Raw genomic sequence first — 20,993 nt, forward strand, 5'->3', positions numbered from 1 at the left:
TACCAATTACCAATCACCAATCACCAATCACCAATGACTAATGACTAAAAACCACTTTTGGCGAATTGCTGGACAATTAATTGCCGTGTTTTTAGCAGCAGTTTTGGTAACGATACTGTGGAGTAATCTTAACCGAAATTTCCAGCAATTAGGCATTCAGTTTGGCTTTGATTTTCTTGGGCAACAAGCATCTTTTGATATTGGTGAAAAACTCATTGCTTACAACCCAACAGATACCTATAGCCGTGCCTTGTGGGTGGGTTTAATAAACTCTTTGCGAGTGGCAATAGTAGGAATTATTCTGACCACCATTGTGGGATTAACTGCGGGAATTGCTCGTCTTTCAGATAACTGGTTAGTGCGGAATATTACCTCAGTTTATGTGGAGCTTTTCCGTAATACTCCCTTATTGCTGCAATTACTATTTTGGTACTTTGCTGTTTTCCTCGCTTTTCCCAAGGTTGAAAATAAAATTTCTCTTGGGGGGTTGGTTGACTTTAGTCAAAATGGGATAGAACTTCTGGGGATGAGCTTTTCTCCAGAGTTTTCAGCCTTGTTGCTGGGGTTAACTTTTTACACAGCTGCATTTATTGCAGAAATTGTCCGGGGTGGAATTCAATCAGTACATAAGGGACAATGGGAAGCAGCCCAATCACTGGGGCTAAAACCAAGGTTAGCAATGCGGTTGGTGATTTTTCCCCAAGCTTTACGGGTAATCATTCCCCCACTCACCAGTCAGTATCTCAATTTGACAAAAAACTCCAGTTTAGCGATCGCTATCGGCTATCCTGATATTTATTTTGTTGCTTCTACCACCTTTAATCAAACAGGGAGAGCCGTAGAAGTTATGTTACTAATTATCCTCACCTATCTCACCCTCAGTTTAACCATCTCTGTAATAATGAATTTATTTAACCGTACCGTGCAGATAAAAGAGAGGTAGAAATGCTAATGCTAATGCTAATGCTAATGCTAATAACTAATAATTAATGACTAATGACTAATAACTAATGACTAAAATAACTTGGTTACGCAAAAACTTATTTAATACTTGGTACAATAGCTTATTAACTATTTTATCTTTGATATTTCTTTTTTGGGTAACTAAAGGAATATTAACTTGGGCAATTACTCAAGCGCAATGGCAAGTAATTCAGGTAAATTTACACTTATTTTTAGTTGGCAGATTTCCCAAAACTTTGTATTGGCGAGTTTGGATTATTTTAGCAATAGTTACAACTCTCAGCGTGATAACTTGGAGTGTATTTACAGGTTTTTTAATTTCCCAAAAATTATCTAAATTAATTACACCTTGGATTTCGTTAGTTTGGTTATTATCTTTCCCGATAATTTTGTGGTTACTTGGTGGAGGTTTTGGGCTGGAATCTGTATCTACAAATTTGTGGAACGGTTTGCTACTTACCTTATTAATGGCAACAATAAGTATTGTACTTTCCTTTCCCATTGGGGTTTTACTTGCTTTAGGAAGAACTAGCAATTTACCTGTAGTGCGTTGGTTTTCTATCCTCTATATTGAAATAATTAGGGGAGTTCCACTCATAGGACTTTTATTCCTTGCTCAATTCATGCTTCCTTTATTTTTACCAAGTGATTTACGTTTAGATCGATTACTGCGAGGAATTGCTGGACTGGTACTATTTAGTGCTGCTTACATGGCAGAAAATGTACGCGGTGGACTGCAATCAATCCCACGGGGACAAATTGAAGCTGCAAAAGCATTAGGTTTTAATACACCATTAGTAGTAATATTAATTATCTTACCTCAAGCTTTACGTGCTGTTATTCCTGTTATCTTTGGTCAGTTTATCGGCTTATTTAAAGATACTTCTCTTTTATCTTTAGTGGGATTAGTTGAACTTACAGGTATTGCCCGTTCTATCTTGGCACAACCACAGTTTCTAGGTCGTTATGCAGAAGTTTATATATTTATAGGTTTTATTTATTGGGTATTTTGTTACTCCATGTCCTTAGCATCTCGAAAATTAGAAAAGCAATTAAGTAATAACCCAAGTTCTTAGTACAGGTTGCTTTTACTGTTTTGACAATTTGATAACCTGGGACTGTTGTATATTGGGTTAATCTTTCGGCTTTTAGCTCTAAATTACTTTTATTTTTCTTTGGAAAAAGTTGGTGTTTAATTACTACTTTTCATGTCCCATTCATTTGTCTCTACAACGGGAGGAGTGAAAAATAATTTGCGGTAAGTCCAATGGATACCCAGAAAAATCAAACTTCCTAAGCTGAGTATCAAGACACCAAAAACTGTGCCGTAGGCATGAGAATGCCACAATAATCTCTGTATTTGAGATGTAAGTAATTGTAATAGTTGGAATAGATTGACTTTTTGGGAATTGTCAACGTTGATTGCTGTGTTTTGGTGTGCCATCGCCATTTTTGGTAAACTACGGTAACTCGATAGAGTTTATGATGTATTTATAGAGTATGACATAGCTGGCTTTAATAAGCAAGAGAGCGTCAGTTTTATTGAATTTGTTCAAAAAACTCCAGTTTTGTTGCGAAGAGCTTTTAAGCTTTCAGCTTGTTGTAATACTCGTTCTGTAATGCGATCGCACGCTAACTCACAAAGCTCAAAAATCACCGGGTCAGCAATCTCGTAATAGGCGCTAGTCCCTTTCGGCTGACGTGATAAAATCCCTGCCTGAGTTAATACTTTCAGATGCTTAGACAGATTTGCTTGCCCCAAACCAGTGGCTTCTGCAATCTCCATCACATTCATCGCACCTGATTTCAGACAGGTCAAAATCTGTAGCCGACTTCCCTCTGATAGCACCTTGAAATAGTCAGCAACTGCCGCGAGAATAGCTGGATCAGTCTTGGATGGCTTAGTTTTTGGCATAGGGAAACTCAATCTTTAGCACAATTATTGTTTAATAACTAATTGGCATTATAACTAACTGTCAATTAACAGTGGGTAATAAAACAGATTATTTTGGAGTTTCCTGGTATCAATGAAGGAACTACTGTTTTATGCAAATCTCAGTCATGCAATTGTGCTAAAGGCTAATCTTCGAGGTGCAGATTTAACAGGAGCAATTTTTACAGATGTTGATTTAGAAGGCGCTATTATGCCTGATGGGAGAGTGGCAGAATAATTTTTTTTTAACGCAGAGTGACGCGGAGGTTAACGCAGAGAAACGCAGAGGTTTTCTTGCGTCAACTTCTTAGAAGCAACTGCACTGGCTGCACTTTCACCCGCGATGAATGAAAGAAACAAAATCTTTTTGAGTACATTACTCCCACCCAACTTTACACCCCACACTCGTTACTCAGTAAGGGCTAAACACCGAGCTACCGCTAACGGTACTGTTTATTGAAAGAGGGTTAACAACTCAACACTAACCAAAAGACTTTTATGGCTTACGCCACGCTACGCTATCAGCAAGCCCTAAGTATGCTAAACCTATTTTTTTATCTAAATTGCGCCAATTACAGCCTATTGCAGGTAAAGGATGTACAAAATTGAAGAACAAAGCCTTATGCTAAGAGACTTTCAATTCTATTTCCTATTCTCTGCTGTATAAGTCACAGTCAAAATGTCTAATCAAGTTTGGTTATCACAGTTGCAGAAAAATCGAGCGATCGCAGTTATTCGCGCTCCTAAAATGGTATGGGGTGAAAAAATGGCTTCTTCTGTGGCTTCTGGGGGAATGCATCTGATAGAAATTACCTGGAATAGCGATCGCGCTGCTGATTTAATTTCTCAACTTCGTACTCAGTTACCTCACTGTCTGATTGGTACGGGAACACTGTTTAATGTCCAGCAGTTACAAGATGCGATCGCAGCTGGGGCGCAATTTCTCTTCACTCCCCATACTGACCCAGAAATGATTAAAGCCGCAGTTGCTAAAGATGTGCCGATTATTCCGGGCGCACTCACACCTACGGAAATTGTTACCGCTTGGACTCAGGGCGCAAGTTGTGTCAAAGTCTTCCCGGTACAATCAGTGGGGGGAACTAGCTATATTCAAAGTTTACAAGCTCCCCTTGGTCATATTCCCCTAATTCCTACTGGGGGTGTAACGTTACAAAATGCTAAAGATTTTTTACAAGTTGGAGCAGTAGCTGTGGGCTTAAGTGGGGAATTATTCCCGAAAAAATGGGTATTAGAGGAAAATTGGCGTGCGATCGCTCTTCAAGCCAAAAATCTCATACGGACGTTAAATTAGTAGTTAGGGGAGTGGGTAGTGGTTGAAGAAGGCAGAAGTACGTATCCCTAGCGGGACCGTAGGGAGGGCAGAGGGCAGAAGGTTTTGTACAGAAGGGGATTCCGACCCCTCCTGTACAAGAGCCACTGAACAGGAGTTCAGTGGGGGCTTTATACCCTTCAGCATAGCTGCCTCCTGCCCTCTGCCTTTCTTGGGTAATAGTTTTCCCCAATTACCAATTTAGTGAAGAGGAGTGTGTTTATCATGACAAATCTTATTTATTTTCACTGGATGCGTCCTTTAAAAATTTTACTCGCGGGTGCTTTTGTCTCTGCTAGTATTGTCAGTCCCGGATCTGGAGAAGTTTGGGCAAATTCCGACAACAATAAAATTGCTACCGCTATTCAAACACTGAAACAATCTGATCAACGCTGGATTCAAATTAACCTCTCAAAGCAAAATTTAATTGCTTGGGAAGGTAGCAATCCTGTTTATGCAATCACCATTTCTTCAGGGAAACGATCTACACCTACTCGCATTGGGACTTTTAAGATTCAAACTAAATTGAAAAAAACTCGGATGCGCGGTAGAGGTTATGATGTCGCCAATGTCCCCCATACTATGTATTATCAAGGCGGTTATGCCATTCACGGAGCCTACTGGCACAACAGATTTGGTACTCCTGTGAGTCATGGCTGTGTAAATCTTGCACCTAATCATGCTAAATGGGTATTTGATTGGGCTGATGTAGGAACTCCAGTAGTAGTGCAGAAATAGGTGATTTGAGCAAGCAAAATTAATATTTTTAACTAATTCAGGGGGTTTAAGTCCCCCACTTCTATCAGCAGCAAGTATGTTAGGCGGAATCTCTCTTACAAAGTTCAGAATTTATTTTTAGGAGTTCATTGCCGAAAGGTGATTGAGGATAATGACAACCATCAAACCGTTTCGTGGTTTACAGAATAAGTAAGTTAGAAATAAGATAGTGAGGGGGTATCAAACATCTCGAAATCTCTGTTTTCCAGAATTTGGCGTAAATCCTCAGAATTCCTGCGCGAAGTAATAACAGTAAATCTTAGAAGGTAATTGTGATGATGCCAAGCTGGATTCGCAGTGCTTTAATCCGTTCCTCTGGAACTTTTTATACAGGTATAGTGTTGATGCTGATGACTTTATTTTCTTGGTCATCACCAACTAATAACCCTAAAACTACTACAGCTAACGCATATACAGTAAATCAAAGCATTACGACATCTAAAAATAATCAAATATCCCAATCTCGCCGGATTGAAATTGATTTATCTGAGCAGAGATTACGGGCATGGGAAGGTAAGAATTTAGTGTATTCCTACCGAATTTCTACTGGAAAGAGTAGAACTCCTACACCCGTCGGTAGGTTTCAAATTAATTCTAAATATCGCATTAACCGGATGCGTGGTAGAGGTTACGATATTCCTGATGTTCCTTACGCCATGTATTTTCATCAAGGCTATGCTATTCACGGTGCTTACTGGCATAACCGTTTTGGCACTCCAGTTAGTCATGGTTGCGTTAATTTGCCAGTTAGTCAAGCGCGTAAGTTATATAATTGGGCTTCGATGGGAACTGTGGTGGTTGTGCGTCGGTAGGCTTTCAATTGTGGATTTGGGAATAAACAACAATCCGATACAAAAAAGCTAACTAATGCTAACAAGAGCCAGCTTTTTCTTCCTGCTTCATCCTATTCGTGTCGGCACGATCTAGTCCACAGGCTAATACGGTCAACCTGACCGCTTCTTGACTCAAGTTACGAGCAGCATTTACATCTCTATCACAATCAAACCCACAGTAATCACAGGTGAATACCTTGAGTCGAAAGTTTCATTTCAACTGTGCCACAAGTTGATTTTCAACCAGGGTATCATTTGTCAACAAGTCCTCAACAGTGATGCGTAAACAGCATTGATCATCAACTTGAAAGAGGATTTTAATGCGATCGCTCCCCGGAAATCCTGGGGGTGATAGTTGGGCAATTTTTCTAGCACCTTCTTTGTCATTGAGGGGTTTGACTGGGGTTGTCAGACACTTAATATTGCGAGTAATTAGGCGATCTCCATCAAAATAAACTTCTGTACTGCCGGTGTCTGTTCCCAATTCGCCCAAAATTAACTCTATACTGGGTTGATTTTCCACGGAAGCCCCCAAGACTAATTCTACTGGTTGAGTCAAGGGATAAGCCTGACCAGCTTTAACAATCGGTTGCCAGCTGTGACGCTGGTTGCGACGATCCCAGTAACGTACACCATAACTGTGATAGAGATAGTCTTTAATTTCCATTCCTTGGGTGACTTGCAGCGCACCTTGAGCGATCGCTTCAAAAGGACGTTCAAAGCGGATTTTTTCTGGCTCAAAATATTGGTTCACCCATGTCTGCACTGCGTGTAATTGCACAGAACCACCAACTAACAAAACTGCATTAATATCATTAAGTTCTATTCCTTGTCGTCTGGCTTGCTGCAACAGCGTCATTATTGCATCATGTAATCTGTCAAAAAATCCGTTTTCTTTGAGGAGTTCTTCTAGTCCCTTGCGGTTAAGTTCCATTTCATAGCTTTCAAAAGTCTCATTATCAAAAAAAAATTCACTAGCTCTATCTTGGGTAGATAGCTGAATTTTTAACCGTTCTGCCAGTCGAGTCGTCAGGGAATTAATCGGTAATCCTTGGGTTTTAGCAAAGTAATCAACTATCCAATTATCAATATCTGTACCGCCTAAATTTTGTCCGGCTTTAGCCAAGACACGAGCAGTTTTGACCTTTTGCTGAGAATCTTCAGCCAGAGATTTATTACCCCATTTGAGTAAAAATCCCACTGGTTTAGTATTAGCTTGGGCATTTTTTTCTATACACACTAAAGATAGATCTAAAGTACCGCCACCAAAATCAATTACCAACAAATTTTCTTGTTCTGCCAAACCATAGCCTAAAGCTGCGGCTGTGGGTTCATCTAACATTCTCACTTCTTCAACAGGCAGTGCTTGACAAACGTTGCCTAACCAGTAACGGTACGTTTCAAAGCTATCTACAGGTACTGTCAAAACTAAGGAATCTAAACCACCTTCTGTGCGAGCTAGTTCAGAAATTATCTTGGTTAAGAACCATGTTCCTACTTGTTCAAAAGTGATATTTTCTCCATCTAGTTCGGGCAAGAAGCCTTGGATATTTGCCCCAATTCCCCGTTTAAAGCTGCGGAAGAATCTACTGTCACTTTTGATATCCAAACCGCGATCGCGCACTTGTTGCCCAACTAAGACTTTATCTTGGGTTGCTTGTTCCACATAAACCAAGCTGGGAATCAGTGAGGGATTGAGATTTTGTTGAATGGATAAACCGGGTAAATTTATGGTTTCTGGCTGCTGGGTGACGGGATTCCAGCGGGTAATGACGGTGTTACTAGTTCCAAAATCGATAGCTATCGCCATATTTATTCAAGAAATATATTAATTACGCACTAAAACGCTAAAACTCCAATAGACAAAGTTATGTTTCTGCAACTTTTGTCATAGTACATCGGTCTAGTGGTTCAAATTACCCAAATAACTGATTATGATCCCTTCTGCTCAAGGCATTCCCGGATTGCCAGACTTGACACATCCCAATGAATTAGTACAATTTGGCACTCAATTACTCCAAGGTTCACTGTTATTGGTATTTTTGATTGTAGCTTTAGGAGTAGCGATCGCACTAATAAGTTTTTCCCTACGACGAAATACCACTGAACAAGCGGTTTTCTTTGGTGAATGGGCGATTCGTTATTCCCAACTATTGCGGGGACTACAGCATTTAGCCCTAATTTTAGTTCTCTTAGTCACCGGATTTTTCCTAACTTCAACTTTAAGCAACCGTTACCACCACTGGGAACAAGCCAAAGTCTCACAAGTTGCCGAAACTGTTGCAGGTGATAAATTAGAACAAACCGCACCTCAAATCCGTTACATTACCGAAGAACCATACACCTATACCACCCAAGTTGACGGCAAAATAGTCAAAGTCAACGATAAACAAAAAGTCACCCGTTATCTAACATTATCTGGCTCACAAATTCAAGTTAAAATTGACCAAAGTGTCAACGTTCAAAATCGTAGTTCTATTTATCTCACCGACTACTCTGCTGATTACAAATTTGTTAACCAACTAAGTGATATAAATAGTTTTTTCTTTGAAGCACCACCACCTTACGGTTACTCACTTTTAACTAATTACAAACTAGAACGGGACGGAACAAGATTAAAACAAACTAATCCCGGTGATTATGGTTTTCCCTTTCGTTTAGAACCAGGACAAGAAACAACATTTAGAGTTACTTATCAGGCACGAGGTGGCCCACGTTGGGTTTATAATGCAGCCAATCAAATACTTTCTCAATTCCGTCTCACAGCAACAGCCAATTTTAGTAATGCCGACTTTGCAAGTGGTATTGAACCCACTAATCAGAAAAAAATCGATGGTGACGGCACTCAATTTACTTGGATTTTTGATGATAATGTTTCTGTAAAAAATCCATTTGGTGTCTTTACCAGTACCAAAGCCATTAAAAATACTGGCATTATTCCTAGATTATTACTATTAGCGCCGGCATTATTTTTGTGGTGGATATTACTACTGTATTTATCTCTACCAATGAGTTTAAAAAATGTCGCTATAGCCGGAGGTATTTACTTTGCTTGTTTACTAACTTTAACTTACATGGCGCGGTTAATCAATGCCGAATCAGCTTGGATCATGATTTCATTTATCTTACTAATTTTGACATATGGCTTAGGGTCAAATCGTCATGCTTCCTTAGCTGCTATTATCTGTACTATTGCTGGAGCAATTTTACCTGTATTTGGATTATTGATACCCTGGAGTGGTTTAACTCTGAGCCTTGCAGGTTTACTTTCAGTTGCGTGGTTAGCAGTGCGTCATTGGTATGGTTGGGATAATAACCGACATCGTCCAACTTATAATCCAGAAATCTAATTCTTTTATATAAAATCTATGCCAAACCCAACTGTGAGATGGAAATTTTGGTGGCGGTGGGTATTAGCTACTACTATCGGCTTTTCTTTAGGCTTTTTTTTAGGCTTGTTTTCAAGCTTGCTGGCTATAAACTCTTCTTTATCTGGAATTTCAGGTTTTTGGGGTGGTGCATTGGGTGGTTTGTGTGTGGGTATTGCCCAAAAGTTAGTTTTACGCAAGAAAGTTTCTGCTAAATGGATATTAGCCACAAGTTTCGGTTTTAGCATGGGCTGTGGGATAGGAGGGCTAATACTTGTGATTACTTCTAATGCCATTTTTAGCTCAGTTTTGGGCATAGCTAGTGGCATTATTTCCCTTAGTTTTGCCCAAGCGCTAGTTATGAAATGGCCGAGAGAAAAGACTCTTAACTGGCTTATTGCCACTACTATAGGTGTCATAGTAGGCGCAGGTATAGGTGCATTGGCCTGTATTCTGGCGGCTGTTACCGCTGAGAAGATATTTAAAGGCGATTTACAGACACTGATTGAAATTTTGTTTTCGGCAGCAGTGGCAGGTAGCATGGTGAGTGGATTCATCTACGGTGGTATTACTGGTTTATTTTTGATTAAATTATTGCCAAATCGTAACGTAAGTTGCTAGTTAAGAAATAAGAGTCAGGAGTGAGAAGAAATTAACCTCTTGCTTTGTCAGAACAACAATTTTTAACACCCACCTACTTATATGAGTCTTTTTTGTCTAGTTCACGGTGCTTTCCAAGGTAGCTGGTGTTGGGATTTGCTAATTCCCTACTTAGAAGCACAGGGTCATAAAACCGTAACAGCAGATTTGCCAATTGAAAATGACTCTGCTACTTTATCCCAATTTGCGGATGCGGTAATTCAAGTGCTGCCAAAAACTGATGATGATATTGTCTTAGTTGGTCACTCAATGGCTGGTACTGTAATTCCCTTGGTTGCAGAAGCTGTAAAAGTTCGTCAACTGGTGTTTCTAGCTGCCTTGATTCCCTATCCAGGAATTAGTACACTTGACCAATTTTCTCACAATCTTGATTCTGATACTCTCAAATCATTCAATTACCAGCCAAAAAACCCTATTCAACTCGAACAGTTCCACTCAGAGCCAGGGATGTTTGAACCAGCTTCTATAGGGAAAGATTTTACAGACGAAGCAGTATTAAGGGATTTTTTCTTGAGTGATTGTCAACCGGATGTAGCACAGTGGGCAATCTCGAAAAGTCGTTCGCAACAATCTATGGCATATATTTTTGAAATGAATCCTCTCAAAGCTTTGCCTTTAGTTGAACGTAAATATATTGTTTGCAACGATGACCGCATACTATCTCCTGCATGGTCACGCTATGCTGCACGCAAGCGTCTAGGAGTCGATGCCATTGAGTTAGCTTCTGGACATTGCCCGCATTTGTCTCGTCCTGACCTTCTTGCTTCAATATTAACTGGTGATTAATTTTTGGAGTTTGAGTTTAAGAGGATATTTGGCTAAATATTGGATCATGTTTTCCTTATTTTTTTGAAGAGTTGGAACTTTATCCACTTTGATTCTAGTTTAGTGAGTGACAAGGGTTAAACAGCACATAATTTTCGCTCTTTAGTTGCGACTTTATTTTCAGAAAGGAACTTTTTAGCCATCGCTATCCCCCATGATCATCAAGGCTGAAACGGTTGTAGCGTAGTAATCACAGGCTGCTTTGCCCTCTGTGACAGTTTCCGTAACTATAGCCCAATCTCCTGCATGAGATAAAAAATTGGGGTAACTCCAGAAAACCCAGAATTACCCCAATTTTAAATTTTATATTCCAGCTACCAGCTATTAAGCAAAAGCAGCAGTTCTCACATCGTTATTTCCGAGAATTTCTTGCAATTCATCAGCATCAACGGTTTCTTTCTCAATCAGCATTTGGGCGATTTCATCCAAAATGTGGCGGTTATTCACCAACACTTCTTTAGCGCGAATATAAGCTGTATCGACTAATTTCCGAACTTCTTCATCAATTGCGGCTGCGGTTTCTTCCGAGAAATCACGCTCAGACATGATATCCCGACCGAGGAACATATTACCTTGTTGACGACCTAAAGCCACGGGACCCAAGCGATCGCTCATCCCAAACCGAGTTATCATCTGTTTAGCAACTCGTGCTACCTGTTGCAAGTCATTAGAAGCACCTGTGGTAACTTCATCTTCACCAAAGATAATCTCTTCAGCTAAACGACCACCTAAAGCCACAGCCATCTGATTTTCCAGATAAGCACGGCTATATAAACCTGTATCCATGCGGTCTTCACTAGGAGTAAACCAAGTCAATCCACCGGCACGACCACGAGGAATGATGCTAATCTTTTGTACAGGGTCATAGTCAGGCATCAAAGCCCCAACTAAAGCGTGACCGGCTTCGTGATATGCAACCAAGGTTTTGCGCTTTTCGCTCATTACCCGGTCTTTCTTCTCTGGCCCAGCTAATACGCGGTCGATGGCATCATTGATTTCATCCATCGAAATTTCGGTTAAGTTGCGACGTGCTGCTAAAATTGCGGCTTCGTTCAACAAGTTCGATAAATCTGCACCGGTGAAACCAGGAGTACGACGAGCGATTTTATCCAAGTCCACATCTTTGGATAAAGTTTTACCACGTGCGTGAACTTTGAGGATTTCGCTGCGTCCACCGTAGTCAGGACGGTCTACGACAACTTGACGGTCAAAACGACCGGGACGCAATAAAGCTGCATCAAGTACATCAGGACGGTTGGTAGCAGCAATAATAATAATGCCTGTATTACCTTCAAAACCATCCATTTCGGTGAGCAACTGGTTCAGGGTTTGTTCCCGTTCGTCGTTACCACCACCTAAACCAGCACCCCGTTGACGACCGACTGCGTCAATTTCATCAATGAAGACGATACAGGGAGCGTTAGATTTAGCTTGTTCAAATAAATCGCGGACGCGGGAAGCACCCACACCAACGAACATTTCCACAAATTCAGAACCGGAGATTGAGAAGAAGGGTACACCTGCTTCCCCAGCTACAGCACGAGCGAGGAGGGTTTTACCTGTACCAGGAGGGCCAACTAAGAGTACACCTTTAGGAATTTTTGCACCAATGGCGGTAAAGCGGTCGGCGTTTTTCAGAAAGTCTACAACTTCGTTTAATTCCAATTTGGCTTGGTCAATACCAGCAACGTCACCAAATGTAACTTGGGTTTGTGGCTCCATTTGCACTCTGGCTTTAGATTTACCAAAGTTCATCGCTTGGCTACCGGGGCCACTTTGAGCGCGACGTAACAAGAAAAATAAACCAACTAAAAGCAATACAGGGAAAAATAAACTGCTGAGTGCTTTAAACCAAAACCCTTCGTCGGTTTGGGGTAATACCGCAATATCAACACCTTTAGCTGTCAGAGTATTGATTAAGTCTGGGTCGTTAACTAAGGTGACGCGCTTTTTGTTGGGGTCGTATTTAGGCGTAACCATTGCTGTAGAACGGTCTGAACTGAGACTGACCTTTTCTACTTTGCCGCTTTCAACTTCTTGAATAAATTCACTGTAGCGCCATGTTTCTACTTGAGGGGGTTGGTTGTCAAAGAACGCAGTCCCTAAAGCAATTACAACTATAAAAAGCAGTGCATACAGCCCAGCATTTCTCCATTTTTTATTCACCGAGGTCTTTCCTCCTGATTTTTTTGTGCTTGCGCGTAACTTCTTCTAAAGAAGAGAGGGCATTATTAGAATTATGTTAACTTATCTTAACGTATACCAAAATGGTGTTCGTGTCATGGTAAAAATAATTCTTTGAGTTTTGAGAAACAATCGTGGTAGGGATTATATTGTAGCGACCCTGTCGGCTGTTGCACGGTATGGATGGGAATAATCTCTACAACACTATTAGTGTAGGCGATCGCTGCCAATTTCTTGACTAGTTCCGGTGTCCAAGGTTCCTGCTGTACGCTGATTTGACGGTTTTTTAGTTCTTTGAGCAAATGCGATCGCTCTATTCCTGGTAAAATTCCCGCTTCTAAAGGTGGTGTCCACCAACAGCCTTCCCCCCACCCCCAAAGATTGCCAGTGCTGGTTTCTAACCAATTTCCTTGAGAATCTACTAAAATCGCTTCTTCGGCTGTTAAGGTTTGAACAATATTTTTGGCTAACCAAGCGCTCAAGTAGTTGCCAGTTTTATGATCAGGAAGAGAACGAGCTAATTCGGGTTCGGCAAGGGCGCACACAATACCATGACTTTGCTTTTCTGTCAAGTTAAGTGGTAATAATCTGCCAATGATCCATTCTCTCCCATCGGGAAAAATCGTGATTCTGAGAACAGGAAAATGTTTCAACAGGATTTCTGCACCTTGACGGACAAAATTCCAGTCTGGTTCTTTCCAGCCGAAAGCGTTTAAACTAAATTTCAAGCGATCGCAGTGTGCTTGCCAATTAGTTAAACTACTATCAAGGGAATCACCATAAACGCGTAGTGTCGTAAAAACCGTCGCCCCATAAAGCAAACCTGGATCATTAATATCCAATTCCAACTTTTGGGATTCAATTAATTCACCACAATACCAATACACCAAAATTACCTCCAATCACCCATTAATCTTTCTCCGGTAATTTAATTCTGGGGATTCCATTTGAATCAATAATTACCTCACCTCCCAAAGCTTGAATTTCGCTAATTGCTCTTTTGCGAGTTTTTTCATCCACATTATTTTGTAAAACCATCGTCCAACCAGCAATGCGGGCAAATTTACTATCAGGATTCTTACTCAGAAATTCAGCAGTTTTTGCAGACAGGAAAGCCACATTTTTACTTTCTTGATCAGTTTGAACATTTGCCCAATTAGCTGCTTGTAAAAAAGATTCCTTTGCAGCTTGGGATTTGCCTAAAAATAATAACTCATCTGTTCCTTTATACCGCCATACATAGTAAGATTTATTCGGTACGCTAGGAGATAGAGATTTTAAACCATTCTCTATTAAGCCAATAGTCTTCTCTGGCATACCAGCATATAAAGAAGTACTGATAGAAAGACCCAAATAAGCTGCTAAAAATCTGGGATCTCGACCTAGTATAACTTCAAAATATTCTGGACTCAAGTTATAACCTGTTTTGTCTCTTACTTCATTATCCCCAAAGTATTGCAGAAAATCGATATATGTCCAATCAGCAATCACGTTTTTATAACTAAAACTAGGGAAGTTTTCGAGTAAATTAAGCCGTAAATTTTCTTTTTCTAGGTTTTTTTGTAAGCTTTCTAAAGATGTATTTTCTTTACTAATTAACAATTTTTGCAATCTAGGTAATTGACTTAAGCTAATTCCTAAGATGCACAAACAGGCTACCAAAGGTGTAGTAATATCTTCACGAGATATAAACATACTCTTTCTGAGTTTTTCCGACAATTTACATCATTGTATATAATACACTTTGTTTTACATTCCTACTTTTTGCTTTTACATACAGCAGATTTCAGGTTGCAGGAGGTACAAAATTTTAAGAACAAAGCCTTATGGTAAGAGACTTTCAACCCTATTCCCTATTCCCTGCTGTAATTCCCAACATTGTTGCGCTATAGCCCAATCTTCTTGAGTATGTATAACTAATACTCGCACAGCGGAATCAGATGTAGCAATATCCACATCAATTGGCTGCTGCTGATTTTTGACAGCATCTATTTTCAATCCCAAAAATTCCCAGGCTGCACAAGCCTCTTGACGAATTCCTGGAGATTTTTCTCCCACCCCACCGGTGAAAACTAAAGCATCTAAACCACCCAAACTAGCCAGCATAGAACCGATACCAGCCTGTAAGCGATGTACGTATATATCCCAGGCTAATTGGGCGCGTTCATTACCTTGCTCCCTTGCTGCTATTACTTCCCGTAAATCATTAGAAACGCCCGAAATTCCTCGTAATCCAGAAGCTTTATTTAAAACATAGTCTAGCTTTTCTGCTGAGTAATCAGATTGGCGCAATAGATAAATCAGAATCCCTGGATCAATTGAGCCACAACGGCTGCCCATCATTAAGCCATCAAGAGGCGTAAAACCCATAGTTGTATCAATGCTGCGACCATTTTTAACCGCCGCTAAAGAACAACCATTACCTAAATGACAGGTTATTAACCGCAGTTCGTTTAAATCTCGACCCAGGATTTGTGCTGCAAGGGTAGAACAGTACTGATGACTAATACCATGAAAGCCGTAGCGGCGGATACCTTGTTCTACCCATTCATAGGGGCCAGGATAAATAGCGGCTGCATCTGGTAAAGTACTATGGAAGCTAGTATCAAATACTGCGACTTGGGTAACATTTCCCAAGCTTTGTTCAATAGCTTCTATACCATCCACAGCGGCTGGATTATGGGCTGGAGCCAGGGTAGAAAGACGAGCGATGGCATTTTTGACATCTTCTGTAATTACTACACTGTTACGGTAGTCTTGTCCACCATGTACTACCCGATGTCCGACTACATCAATTTCTGACAACTGACTTACCACCTTAGTCGCACCATGACTGAGAGTATGGAGTATATAAGCAAAATGTGCGCTGCGGGAGTCACCCTCGATATATTCTTGTAGCACTGCACCCGTTGCTGTTTTTACCTCTATTTCTGCTCCATTTTTGTCTTGAATCCAGTTTATTTTCCCTTCCCAAAGTGGTTGTGGTGCTTGGTTGAGAACAGTCGCATCTGTAATTTCATACAGACAAACTTTTTGGCTACTTGAGCCGGCATTTAGTACTAATATGTTCATAATTGTCAGGAGAAACTCAATTTGAGTTGGTAGAATTTCCAGCTATTATTTGCTTACTTGGAAATGTTCGGCGCAAATTTTAGATAAGTTCCACCCAATCCTTCTACAATACTGCGTGTGTTAGCATCCATCATTTTTTGATAGGTTTCTCCATCACTACCAGGTTCACCAAGTCCATCTATATAAAGTTGTCTGGGAAAAAGTTTCACATTAGCTTCTTTGGCTATAGGTTCAAGCACATTGGAGTTGGTTTTTGTGTCTGCAAAAATTGTTATGACTTTAGATTTTTGAATATATTTAGCCATATTCTGAACTTTTGTATTGCTTAAATTTTCTTCATCGCTAATATTTAGCCAACTTCCTTTATAGGGAAAACCATAAGCTTTGACATAATAGATTATGGCTTGATGGGTTGTCAGTATTTTGCGGTTTTTTGTGGGAATACTGGCCAGTCTAGATTTAATCCAGCTATTTAGTTGGTTTAATTCTTTTGTAAGTTTTGCAGTATTGCTGCTATAGGCTTTTGCATTTTTAGGGGAAATTTTACCTAAATTGCTATTAATTACCTCTACTATCTGGATAGTATTCTTTGTATTGTGCCAAATATGTGGTTCTGTGAATTCTTGACCATTATTTCGTAATTTTTGTGGCTGTGGTACAGCAAGTTGGGCAACAGCTATTTTCCGCGTTCGGTTTTGTTTTGCTGTAATGATTTTGATTAAACCTGATTCAAAATTATAGCCATGATATAAAATCAGATTAGCCTGTTCAATGGCTTGTCTATCTTCTGGTGTGGGTTGATAAAAGCGGGGATCTAAACCAGGAGGAATCAAGCAGGTAAGGTTAATACTTGTCCCGGCAATCTGTTTAGTTAAATCACAGAGTATACTAGTCGTTGCTACAACTTGGGGAAGATTTCTGTTAATGCTGTTGGTTTGATTAGTGCGGGTGTATACTGTATTTATAGTTTGATTTCCACACCCGGCGAATCCAAGTGCAAGAGTAAAAAAAACAGCATTTAATAATTTATTTAATAGTATGTTTTTCGACTTTTTTAACATCCTCTAATTATCCTGACAACTCACATATCTCAAATTAATAAAGGCACAGCATCACTGTGCCTTATAAATTTTCATAACTGCTAACTTTATTAAAAATCAGCAGAGGGCAACTTGCCTTGTAACATCTGAAATTTAGCCTGAACACAAGTAGAGCAACCGCAACCTAATTGATCAATAATTGGATTGGTTACTAAACCAAAATTTGGTGCTGTTAGTTGAATATTGTTGTGTGCAGATGGTGTAGCTAGAGTGATGACTCCGTTTCTACCCAATGCATGGGCTGGATTAGCTACCAGTAGCAGAGATGCCAGAAAGACTGGACAAGCAAGCAAAATCAGTTTGGCTATGTTCATAGTTCACACTTAGAGGCCGCTGCTGATACAGCATAGCCAATTATTAGTCATTAGTCAGTAGTTTTAGACCAAATAAGTAGTTCCCCTTGTTCCCCACCTGCGGCTAATAAGGCTGGGGAAACCCCACCTCTACTGGGATGCCAAGCTAGGGTAGAAAATCCTCCCTGGACACCTGTGAGAATTTGGGATGCTTCTGTGGCTTGGTTCCACAAACACAGCCAACCATCAGCTGCTGCGGAAGCGAGAAGAAAACTTTGGGGTGCAAATGCGATCGCATTAATTATATCCACATGATTAGTCAATATGCGCGATTCCCAACCCAATGACTCATCCTCTGATTTTTCCCAAACTACTACACCCTCTACACTGGAAGAAGCCAAAAGCGGCGCACCAGCGGCTGTAGTGGCTTCTGACCAAGCTAATTGGCGAATTTTCCCTGGAAAGCCTCGCATTAGCCAAGGATCTGGATTTCCCCATTCCAACACGGTGACACTACGATCCATATTGCCAGAAGCTAAGTATTTGCCATCAGGCGACCAAGCCATTGCTACACTAACTGTAGTTGTAGCTAAAATATAAGGTTCTTCATCCCAATCTTGGGTATTCCAAATTTTCACTCCTTGATAACCGCTAATGGCTAAATATTGCCCATCTTTGCGCCAATCAATCCCTAAAATTGATGAGTTTTCAAAATTCAGCGTGACAACAATTTCTTCTGCGTCCGCATCCCATACTTGAACGCAGCGCCCTAAACTAAAAGTTAGTTGGTTATTTGTATGATTCCAAGCTAATTTATCAACCCAAGCAGGGGCGTTTTCTAAAGTGGCAATTAATTGATTTTCTCGCCAGATTTTCACTTTTCCATCTTGTCCACCGACTGCTAAATATTTACTATCGGCAGAAAATGCCACGCAATCTACTGATTTACCTGTGGCAGTTTGTAAGGTTGTGAGTTCGCTATTTTCCCATAGGATAACTTCTCCAGCAGCGGAAGTTGCAGCTAGTTTTTCTCCTTGGTTTGACCAAGTTAAAGATGTGACATAATCTGCAAGCTGACCTGAATAGTAGGCTGTAAATTCTTGAGTTTTACTAGTTGTGAAGTTCATGTGTAAATATGATGGATAATAGAGGAATCATAAATGATATTTGAAAAAATTTAAGTAGTGTAGGGTGGGCATTGCCCACGATATCCTGGTTCTGTAAGGCATAGCCCACCCTACGTAAAATTTCAAAAATCAAATATTAATCCTATATTATTTTTTTCTAACCGCAGAGAAAAGAAAATGGCGTTGTTGATTTAGGATATGATTTTTCAACTTTTATTCACCAACGCCTAGTTTTACATTTTATTTCTCATACCTCGATTGCACCTGAGAATATGATTTATTGAACCGCGTTCACGAAGTGTCCCGTAGGGAAAGGCGCGTTCGCGTTGGCGAAGCCTCTCGTAGAGAAGCGTCTCGAAGAGAAGAGCGCGAAGTCAAGAAAGAAGAAGAAGGAAGAAGGAAGAAGAATATTTGGATTTACACTAGACAGGCTAGAAAATCTTGTTTTAGTTTAGCTTCATCAAGATTCCGACCAATAAATACAAGTTCATTTTTCCGGGTTTCGCTGGCTTTCCAAGGTCTATCTGGTTTACCATCAAATATCATGTGTACTCCTTGGAAAACAAAGCGATCATCTTCTCCGGCAATGTTTAAAATGCCTTTCATGCGGAAGATATCTATTCCTTGAGTACGCAATAATTCACTTAACCATTCATTTAATTTTTGTCCGTCTATTTCGCCTTTTTCTACCAAAGCTACAGAATAAACGCTTTCATCATGTACGTGAGTATCTTCACCTAAGAAGTTGGGATCAATTTCTAAAGCGCGGTCTAAATCAAAGGCTTTTACACCTAATAATGCATCCATTCCTAATTCTGAGTTTTGGGTGCGGTAGATTTTAGCGATCGCATTCATCGACCGAATCCGCTTTTCTAATTCTTCTAAATTTTCTGGGGTGACTAAGTCTGTTTTATTCAATAAAATTACATCAGCAAATGCAATTTGTTCTTGGGCTTCGTCTGCTTCCCAATGTTGCCAAATATGCTTGGCATCAACAACTGTAACTACTGCATCTAGTGACAATTGACTCTGCATATCTTCATCTACAAAGAATGTCTGAATTACAGGTGCAGGATCTGCTAATCCAGTGGTTTCAATTACTAAATGGTCAAATTTATCACGACGCTTCATCAAATTGCCGATGATGCGAATTAAGTCACCCCGAACTGTACAACAAATACAGCCGTTGTTCATTTCAAAAATTTCTTCATCTGCATCAATAACTAGTTGATTATCAATGCCTACTTCCCCAAATTCATTGACGATGACAGCAACTTTTTTACCGTGTTCGTAAGTCAGAATGTGATTGAGTAGAGTAGTTTTACCTGCTCCTAAATAGCCAGTTAAAACGGTTACAGGTACGGTTGTGAATGTTTCTGAAGCCATCATAATCTTAAACCAAATTTGATGATTTGTTGATAATCATTATCTGTCTAACACACCCTTGTTAAAAATGGTAATATTGCCTCAAAAACTACTGCTGGGTATTCTTCATGCAGTCCTAAAGAACCAGGAACTACAACGCTGCTAACGCCTGGTAAAGCTGCCATAGCGTCCATTTCTTGCCGGGACTTCGGGGGACTAAATTCGCCAATTACCGCCATTAGTGGGGCGGATAAGGACTGCACTAGGGACAGAAACTCTGATTGACTATGAATAGTATCTATATTGCCGGTGACAAAGGCCGCAGAAGCAAATCTGGCGTTTGGTTGTTGAGTGCTTTGCCATTTTTCGGTGATGAAACTGGGTGTAAGTTTCGCTGTGTCGGTGAAGACATGGCGGCTGTACATCCAACTTAAGAAAGATGGGGTAGTATTAAGTTTATAGAGTGCTTGACCGAGAATTGGCGATCGCACTAATCCCCTCACCATAGCAGCTATATTGGGATTTGCTCCCATTGTCGGTAGAGGACCACGCCAAGTTGGTGCTACCAAAACAATCCGCGAAAAAGCATTTGGCTGTTTAATGGCTAGTTGCAGCACATAACCAGCAGCATGACCAGCCGCAACTACAATAATAGGGATATTAAACACAGATTTCACGAAATCCGCCAAAAATTGCTGATATATTGCCGAGTTGTAATCTAATTTTAGTCGGGAAGATTCCCCAAAACCTGGCCAGTCTAAAGCGGTAACTTGAAAATGGGAAGCGAGTAATTTAGCAAGTTCTCCCATTTCTCCCCTTGTAGAAACACTACTAAAAGCGGGAAGTAATAAAAGCGAAGAACCTTGGCCAAGAGTTTCATAAATCACCTGCAATTGTTGATTTTCCCAATTCCAGAGAAATTCTTGAACTTCACCACCAAATGCACCAGCAGGTTTTGTTAATAAATTGGTAGACATCTTGATTTAATGAGTTATTAGTCATTGGTCATTGGTTATTAGTCATTGGTCATTGGTCATTGGTCATTGGTCATTGGTTATTGGTCATTGGTCATTGGTCATTGGTCATTGGTCATTGGTCATTGGTCATTGGTCATTGGTCATTGGTCATTGGTCATTGGTCATTGGTCATTGGTCATTGGTCAT

Annotated in this window: 20 protein-coding genes and 2 pseudogenes; 9 read left to right on the top strand and 13 right to left on the bottom strand. The window is 40.2% G+C overall.

Annotated elements, in window-relative coordinates; genetic code table 11:
- Positions 1-40: 40 nt before the first annotated feature.
- Both H6G68_RS08785 and H6G68_RS08790 read left to right on the top strand, forming a co-directional pair.
- On the top strand, positions 41-943 hold the full coding sequence (locus H6G68_RS08785; RefSeq protein ID WP_190906283.1) for an amino acid ABC transporter permease: 903 nt from the start codon (positions 41-43) through the stop codon (positions 941-943).
- A gap of 67 nt (positions 944-1,010) precedes the next feature.
- A complete protein-coding gene (locus H6G68_RS08790; protein WP_190906284.1) occupies positions 1,011-2,039 on the top strand; it encodes an amino acid ABC transporter permease in 1,029 nt (342 codons plus the stop codon).
- A 116-nt stretch (positions 2,040-2,155) separates the two neighbouring features.
- On the opposite strand, the gene H6G68_RS08795 is transcribed toward H6G68_RS08790, so the two are convergent.
- The gene (locus H6G68_RS08795; protein ID WP_190906285.1) at positions 2,156-2,407 is read right to left on the bottom strand and encodes a hypothetical protein; all 252 of its coding nucleotides are present in this window, start codon (positions 2,405-2,407) and stop codon (positions 2,156-2,158) included.
- Positions 2,408-2,515: 108 nt separating this feature from the next.
- Positions 2,516-2,878 (bottom strand): ArsR/SmtB family transcription factor, encoded by a 363-nt coding sequence (locus tag H6G68_RS08800; protein WP_190906286.1) that lies wholly within the window; start codon positions 2,876-2,878, stop codon positions 2,516-2,518.
- A gap of 124 nt (positions 2,879-3,002) precedes the next feature.
- Here H6G68_RS08800 and H6G68_RS08805 point away from each other — a divergent pair.
- The 4 genes and pseudogenes from H6G68_RS08805 to H6G68_RS08820 form a co-directional block, all read left to right on the top strand.
- Positions 3,003-3,134, top strand: a pseudogene (locus H6G68_RS08805) (pentapeptide repeat-containing protein); the annotation flags it as partial.
- A 441-nt stretch (positions 3,135-3,575) separates the two neighbouring features.
- Positions 3,576-4,208, top strand: a complete 633-nt coding sequence (locus H6G68_RS08810) for a bifunctional 4-hydroxy-2-oxoglutarate aldolase/2-dehydro-3-deoxy-phosphogluconate aldolase (RefSeq protein ID WP_190906288.1) — start codon at positions 3,576-3,578, stop codon at positions 4,206-4,208.
- A 243-nt stretch (positions 4,209-4,451) separates the two neighbouring features.
- On the top strand, positions 4,452-4,964 hold the full coding sequence (locus H6G68_RS08815) for a L,D-transpeptidase (protein WP_127052006.1): 513 nt from the start codon (positions 4,452-4,454) through the stop codon (positions 4,962-4,964).
- Positions 4,965-5,281: 317 nt separating this feature from the next.
- Positions 5,282-5,815, top strand: a complete 534-nt coding sequence (locus H6G68_RS08820; protein ID WP_190906307.1) for a L,D-transpeptidase — start codon at positions 5,282-5,284, stop codon at positions 5,813-5,815.
- A gap of 58 nt (positions 5,816-5,873) precedes the next feature.
- Here H6G68_RS08820 and H6G68_RS27880 read toward each other — a convergent pair.
- Positions 5,874-6,029: pseudogene (locus H6G68_RS27880) on the bottom strand (RNA-guided endonuclease TnpB family protein); the annotation flags it as partial.
- Positions 6,030-6,047: 18 nt separating this feature from the next.
- Positions 6,048-7,646: an Hsp70 family protein gene (locus H6G68_RS08830; protein ID WP_190906289.1), complete on the bottom strand. Its 1,599-nt coding sequence runs from the start codon at positions 7,644-7,646 to the stop codon at positions 6,048-6,050.
- 124 nt (positions 7,647-7,770) lie between these two features.
- Between H6G68_RS08830 and H6G68_RS08835 the strand changes: the two genes are divergently transcribed.
- The 3 genes from H6G68_RS08835 to H6G68_RS08845 all read left to right on the top strand — a co-directional run bounded on the left by H6G68_RS08835 (position 7,771) and on the right by H6G68_RS08845 (position 10,650).
- Positions 7,771-9,186 carry a hypothetical protein gene (locus tag H6G68_RS08835; protein WP_190906290.1) on the top strand — a complete coding sequence of 472 codons (1,416 nt, stop codon included), beginning with the start codon at positions 7,771-7,773 and terminating at the stop codon, positions 9,184-9,186.
- A gap of 18 nt (positions 9,187-9,204) precedes the next feature.
- Positions 9,205-9,825 (top strand): hypothetical protein, encoded by a 621-nt coding sequence (locus H6G68_RS08840; protein ID WP_190906291.1) that lies wholly within the window; start codon positions 9,205-9,207, stop codon positions 9,823-9,825.
- A gap of 81 nt (positions 9,826-9,906) precedes the next feature.
- Complete coding sequence (locus H6G68_RS08845) at positions 9,907-10,650, top strand: alpha/beta fold hydrolase (RefSeq protein WP_190906292.1); 744 nt, start codon at positions 9,907-9,909, stop codon at positions 10,648-10,650.
- Between the two features lie 363 nt (positions 10,651-11,013).
- On the opposite strand, the gene ftsH3 is transcribed toward H6G68_RS08845, so the two are convergent.
- The 9 genes from ftsH3 to H6G68_RS08890 all read right to left on the bottom strand — a co-directional run bounded on the left by ftsH3 (position 11,014) and on the right by H6G68_RS08890 (position 20,807).
- Entirely contained in the window at positions 11,014-12,855 is a 1,842-nt protein-coding gene (ftsH3, locus tag H6G68_RS08850) for an ATP-dependent zinc metalloprotease FtsH3 (protein WP_190906293.1), read from the bottom strand.
- 113 nt (positions 12,856-12,968) lie between these two features.
- Positions 12,969-13,760 (bottom strand): aminotransferase class IV, encoded by a 792-nt coding sequence (locus H6G68_RS08855; RefSeq protein ID WP_190906294.1) that lies wholly within the window; start codon positions 13,758-13,760, stop codon positions 12,969-12,971.
- Between the two features lie 22 nt (positions 13,761-13,782).
- Positions 13,783-14,568: a hypothetical protein gene (locus tag H6G68_RS08860; protein WP_190906295.1), complete on the bottom strand. Its 786-nt coding sequence runs from the start codon at positions 14,566-14,568 to the stop codon at positions 13,783-13,785.
- Between the two features lie 129 nt (positions 14,569-14,697).
- Positions 14,698-15,945 carry an acetate kinase gene (locus H6G68_RS08865; protein ID WP_190906296.1) on the bottom strand — a complete coding sequence of 416 codons (1,248 nt, stop codon included), beginning with the start codon at positions 15,943-15,945 and terminating at the stop codon, positions 14,698-14,700.
- A gap of 53 nt (positions 15,946-15,998) precedes the next feature.
- Positions 15,999-17,006: a metal ABC transporter solute-binding protein, Zn/Mn family gene (locus H6G68_RS08870; protein WP_190906297.1), complete on the bottom strand. Its 1,008-nt coding sequence runs from the start codon at positions 17,004-17,006 to the stop codon at positions 15,999-16,001.
- A gap of 89 nt (positions 17,007-17,095) precedes the next feature.
- A complete protein-coding gene (locus H6G68_RS08875; protein ID WP_190906298.1) occupies positions 17,096-17,359 on the bottom strand; it encodes a hypothetical protein in 264 nt (87 codons plus the stop codon).
- A gap of 50 nt (positions 17,360-17,409) precedes the next feature.
- Positions 17,410-18,465, bottom strand: a complete 1,056-nt coding sequence (locus H6G68_RS08880) for a WD40 repeat domain-containing protein (protein WP_190906299.1) — start codon at positions 18,463-18,465, stop codon at positions 17,410-17,412.
- 417 nt (positions 18,466-18,882) lie between these two features.
- Entirely contained in the window at positions 18,883-19,854 is a 972-nt protein-coding gene (locus H6G68_RS08885; protein WP_190906300.1) for a CobW family GTP-binding protein, read from the bottom strand.
- 44 nt (positions 19,855-19,898) lie between these two features.
- The gene (locus H6G68_RS08890; RefSeq protein ID WP_190906301.1) at positions 19,899-20,807 is read right to left on the bottom strand and encodes an alpha/beta fold hydrolase; all 909 of its coding nucleotides are present in this window, start codon (positions 20,805-20,807) and stop codon (positions 19,899-19,901) included.
- Between the last annotated feature and the right edge of the window lie 186 nt (positions 20,808-20,993).

Origin of the sequence: Anabaena catenula FACHB-362, assembly GCF_014698735.1 — a bacterium.
Taxonomy (GTDB): Bacteria; Cyanobacteriota; Cyanobacteriia; order Cyanobacteriales; family Nostocaceae; genus Anabaena; species Anabaena variabilis_A.

What these genes read in the sequence shown, in the direction of transcription:
- H6G68_RS08785 (WP_190906283.1), top strand. Translation starts at nt 41, where the DNA reads ATGACTAAAAACCACTTTTGGCGAATTGCTGGACAATTAATTGCCGTG.
- H6G68_RS08790 (WP_190906284.1), top strand. Translation starts at nt 1,011, where the DNA reads ATGACTAAAATAACTTGGTTACGCAAAAACTTATTTAATACTTGGTAC.
- H6G68_RS08795 (WP_190906285.1), bottom strand. Translation starts at nt 2,407, where the DNA reads ATGGCACACCAAAACACAGCAATCAACGTTGACAATTCCCAAAAAGTC.
- H6G68_RS08800 (WP_190906286.1), bottom strand. Translation starts at nt 2,878, where the DNA reads ATGCCAAAAACTAAGCCATCCAAGACTGATCCAGCTATTCTCGCGGCA.
- H6G68_RS08810 (WP_190906288.1), top strand. Translation starts at nt 3,576, where the DNA reads ATGTCTAATCAAGTTTGGTTATCACAGTTGCAGAAAAATCGAGCGATC.
- H6G68_RS08815 (WP_127052006.1), top strand. Translation starts at nt 4,452, where the DNA reads ATGACAAATCTTATTTATTTTCACTGGATGCGTCCTTTAAAAATTTTA.
- H6G68_RS08820 (WP_190906307.1), top strand. Translation starts at nt 5,282, where the DNA reads ATGCCAAGCTGGATTCGCAGTGCTTTAATCCGTTCCTCTGGAACTTTT.
- H6G68_RS08830 (WP_190906289.1), bottom strand. Translation starts at nt 7,646, where the DNA reads ATGGCGATAGCTATCGATTTTGGAACTAGTAACACCGTCATTACCCGC.
- H6G68_RS08835 (WP_190906290.1), top strand. Translation starts at nt 7,771, where the DNA reads ATGATCCCTTCTGCTCAAGGCATTCCCGGATTGCCAGACTTGACACAT.
- H6G68_RS08840 (WP_190906291.1), top strand. Translation starts at nt 9,205, where the DNA reads ATGCCAAACCCAACTGTGAGATGGAAATTTTGGTGGCGGTGGGTATTA.
- H6G68_RS08845 (WP_190906292.1), top strand. Translation starts at nt 9,907, where the DNA reads ATGAGTCTTTTTTGTCTAGTTCACGGTGCTTTCCAAGGTAGCTGGTGT.
- H6G68_RS08860 (WP_190906295.1), bottom strand. Translation starts at nt 14,568, where the DNA reads ATGTTTATATCTCGTGAAGATATTACTACACCTTTGGTAGCCTGTTTG.
- H6G68_RS08865 (WP_190906296.1), bottom strand. Translation starts at nt 15,945, where the DNA reads ATGAACATATTAGTACTAAATGCCGGCTCAAGTAGCCAAAAAGTTTGT.
- H6G68_RS08870 (WP_190906297.1), bottom strand. Translation starts at nt 17,006, where the DNA reads ATGTTAAAAAAGTCGAAAAACATACTATTAAATAAATTATTAAATGCT.
- H6G68_RS08875 (WP_190906298.1), bottom strand. Translation starts at nt 17,359, where the DNA reads ATGAACATAGCCAAACTGATTTTGCTTGCTTGTCCAGTCTTTCTGGCA.
- H6G68_RS08880 (WP_190906299.1), bottom strand. Translation starts at nt 18,465, where the DNA reads ATGAACTTCACAACTAGTAAAACTCAAGAATTTACAGCCTACTATTCA.
- H6G68_RS08885 (WP_190906300.1), bottom strand. Translation starts at nt 19,854, where the DNA reads ATGATGGCTTCAGAAACATTCACAACCGTACCTGTAACCGTTTTAACT.
- H6G68_RS08890 (WP_190906301.1), bottom strand. Translation starts at nt 20,807, where the DNA reads ATGTCTACCAATTTATTAACAAAACCTGCTGGTGCATTTGGTGGTGAA.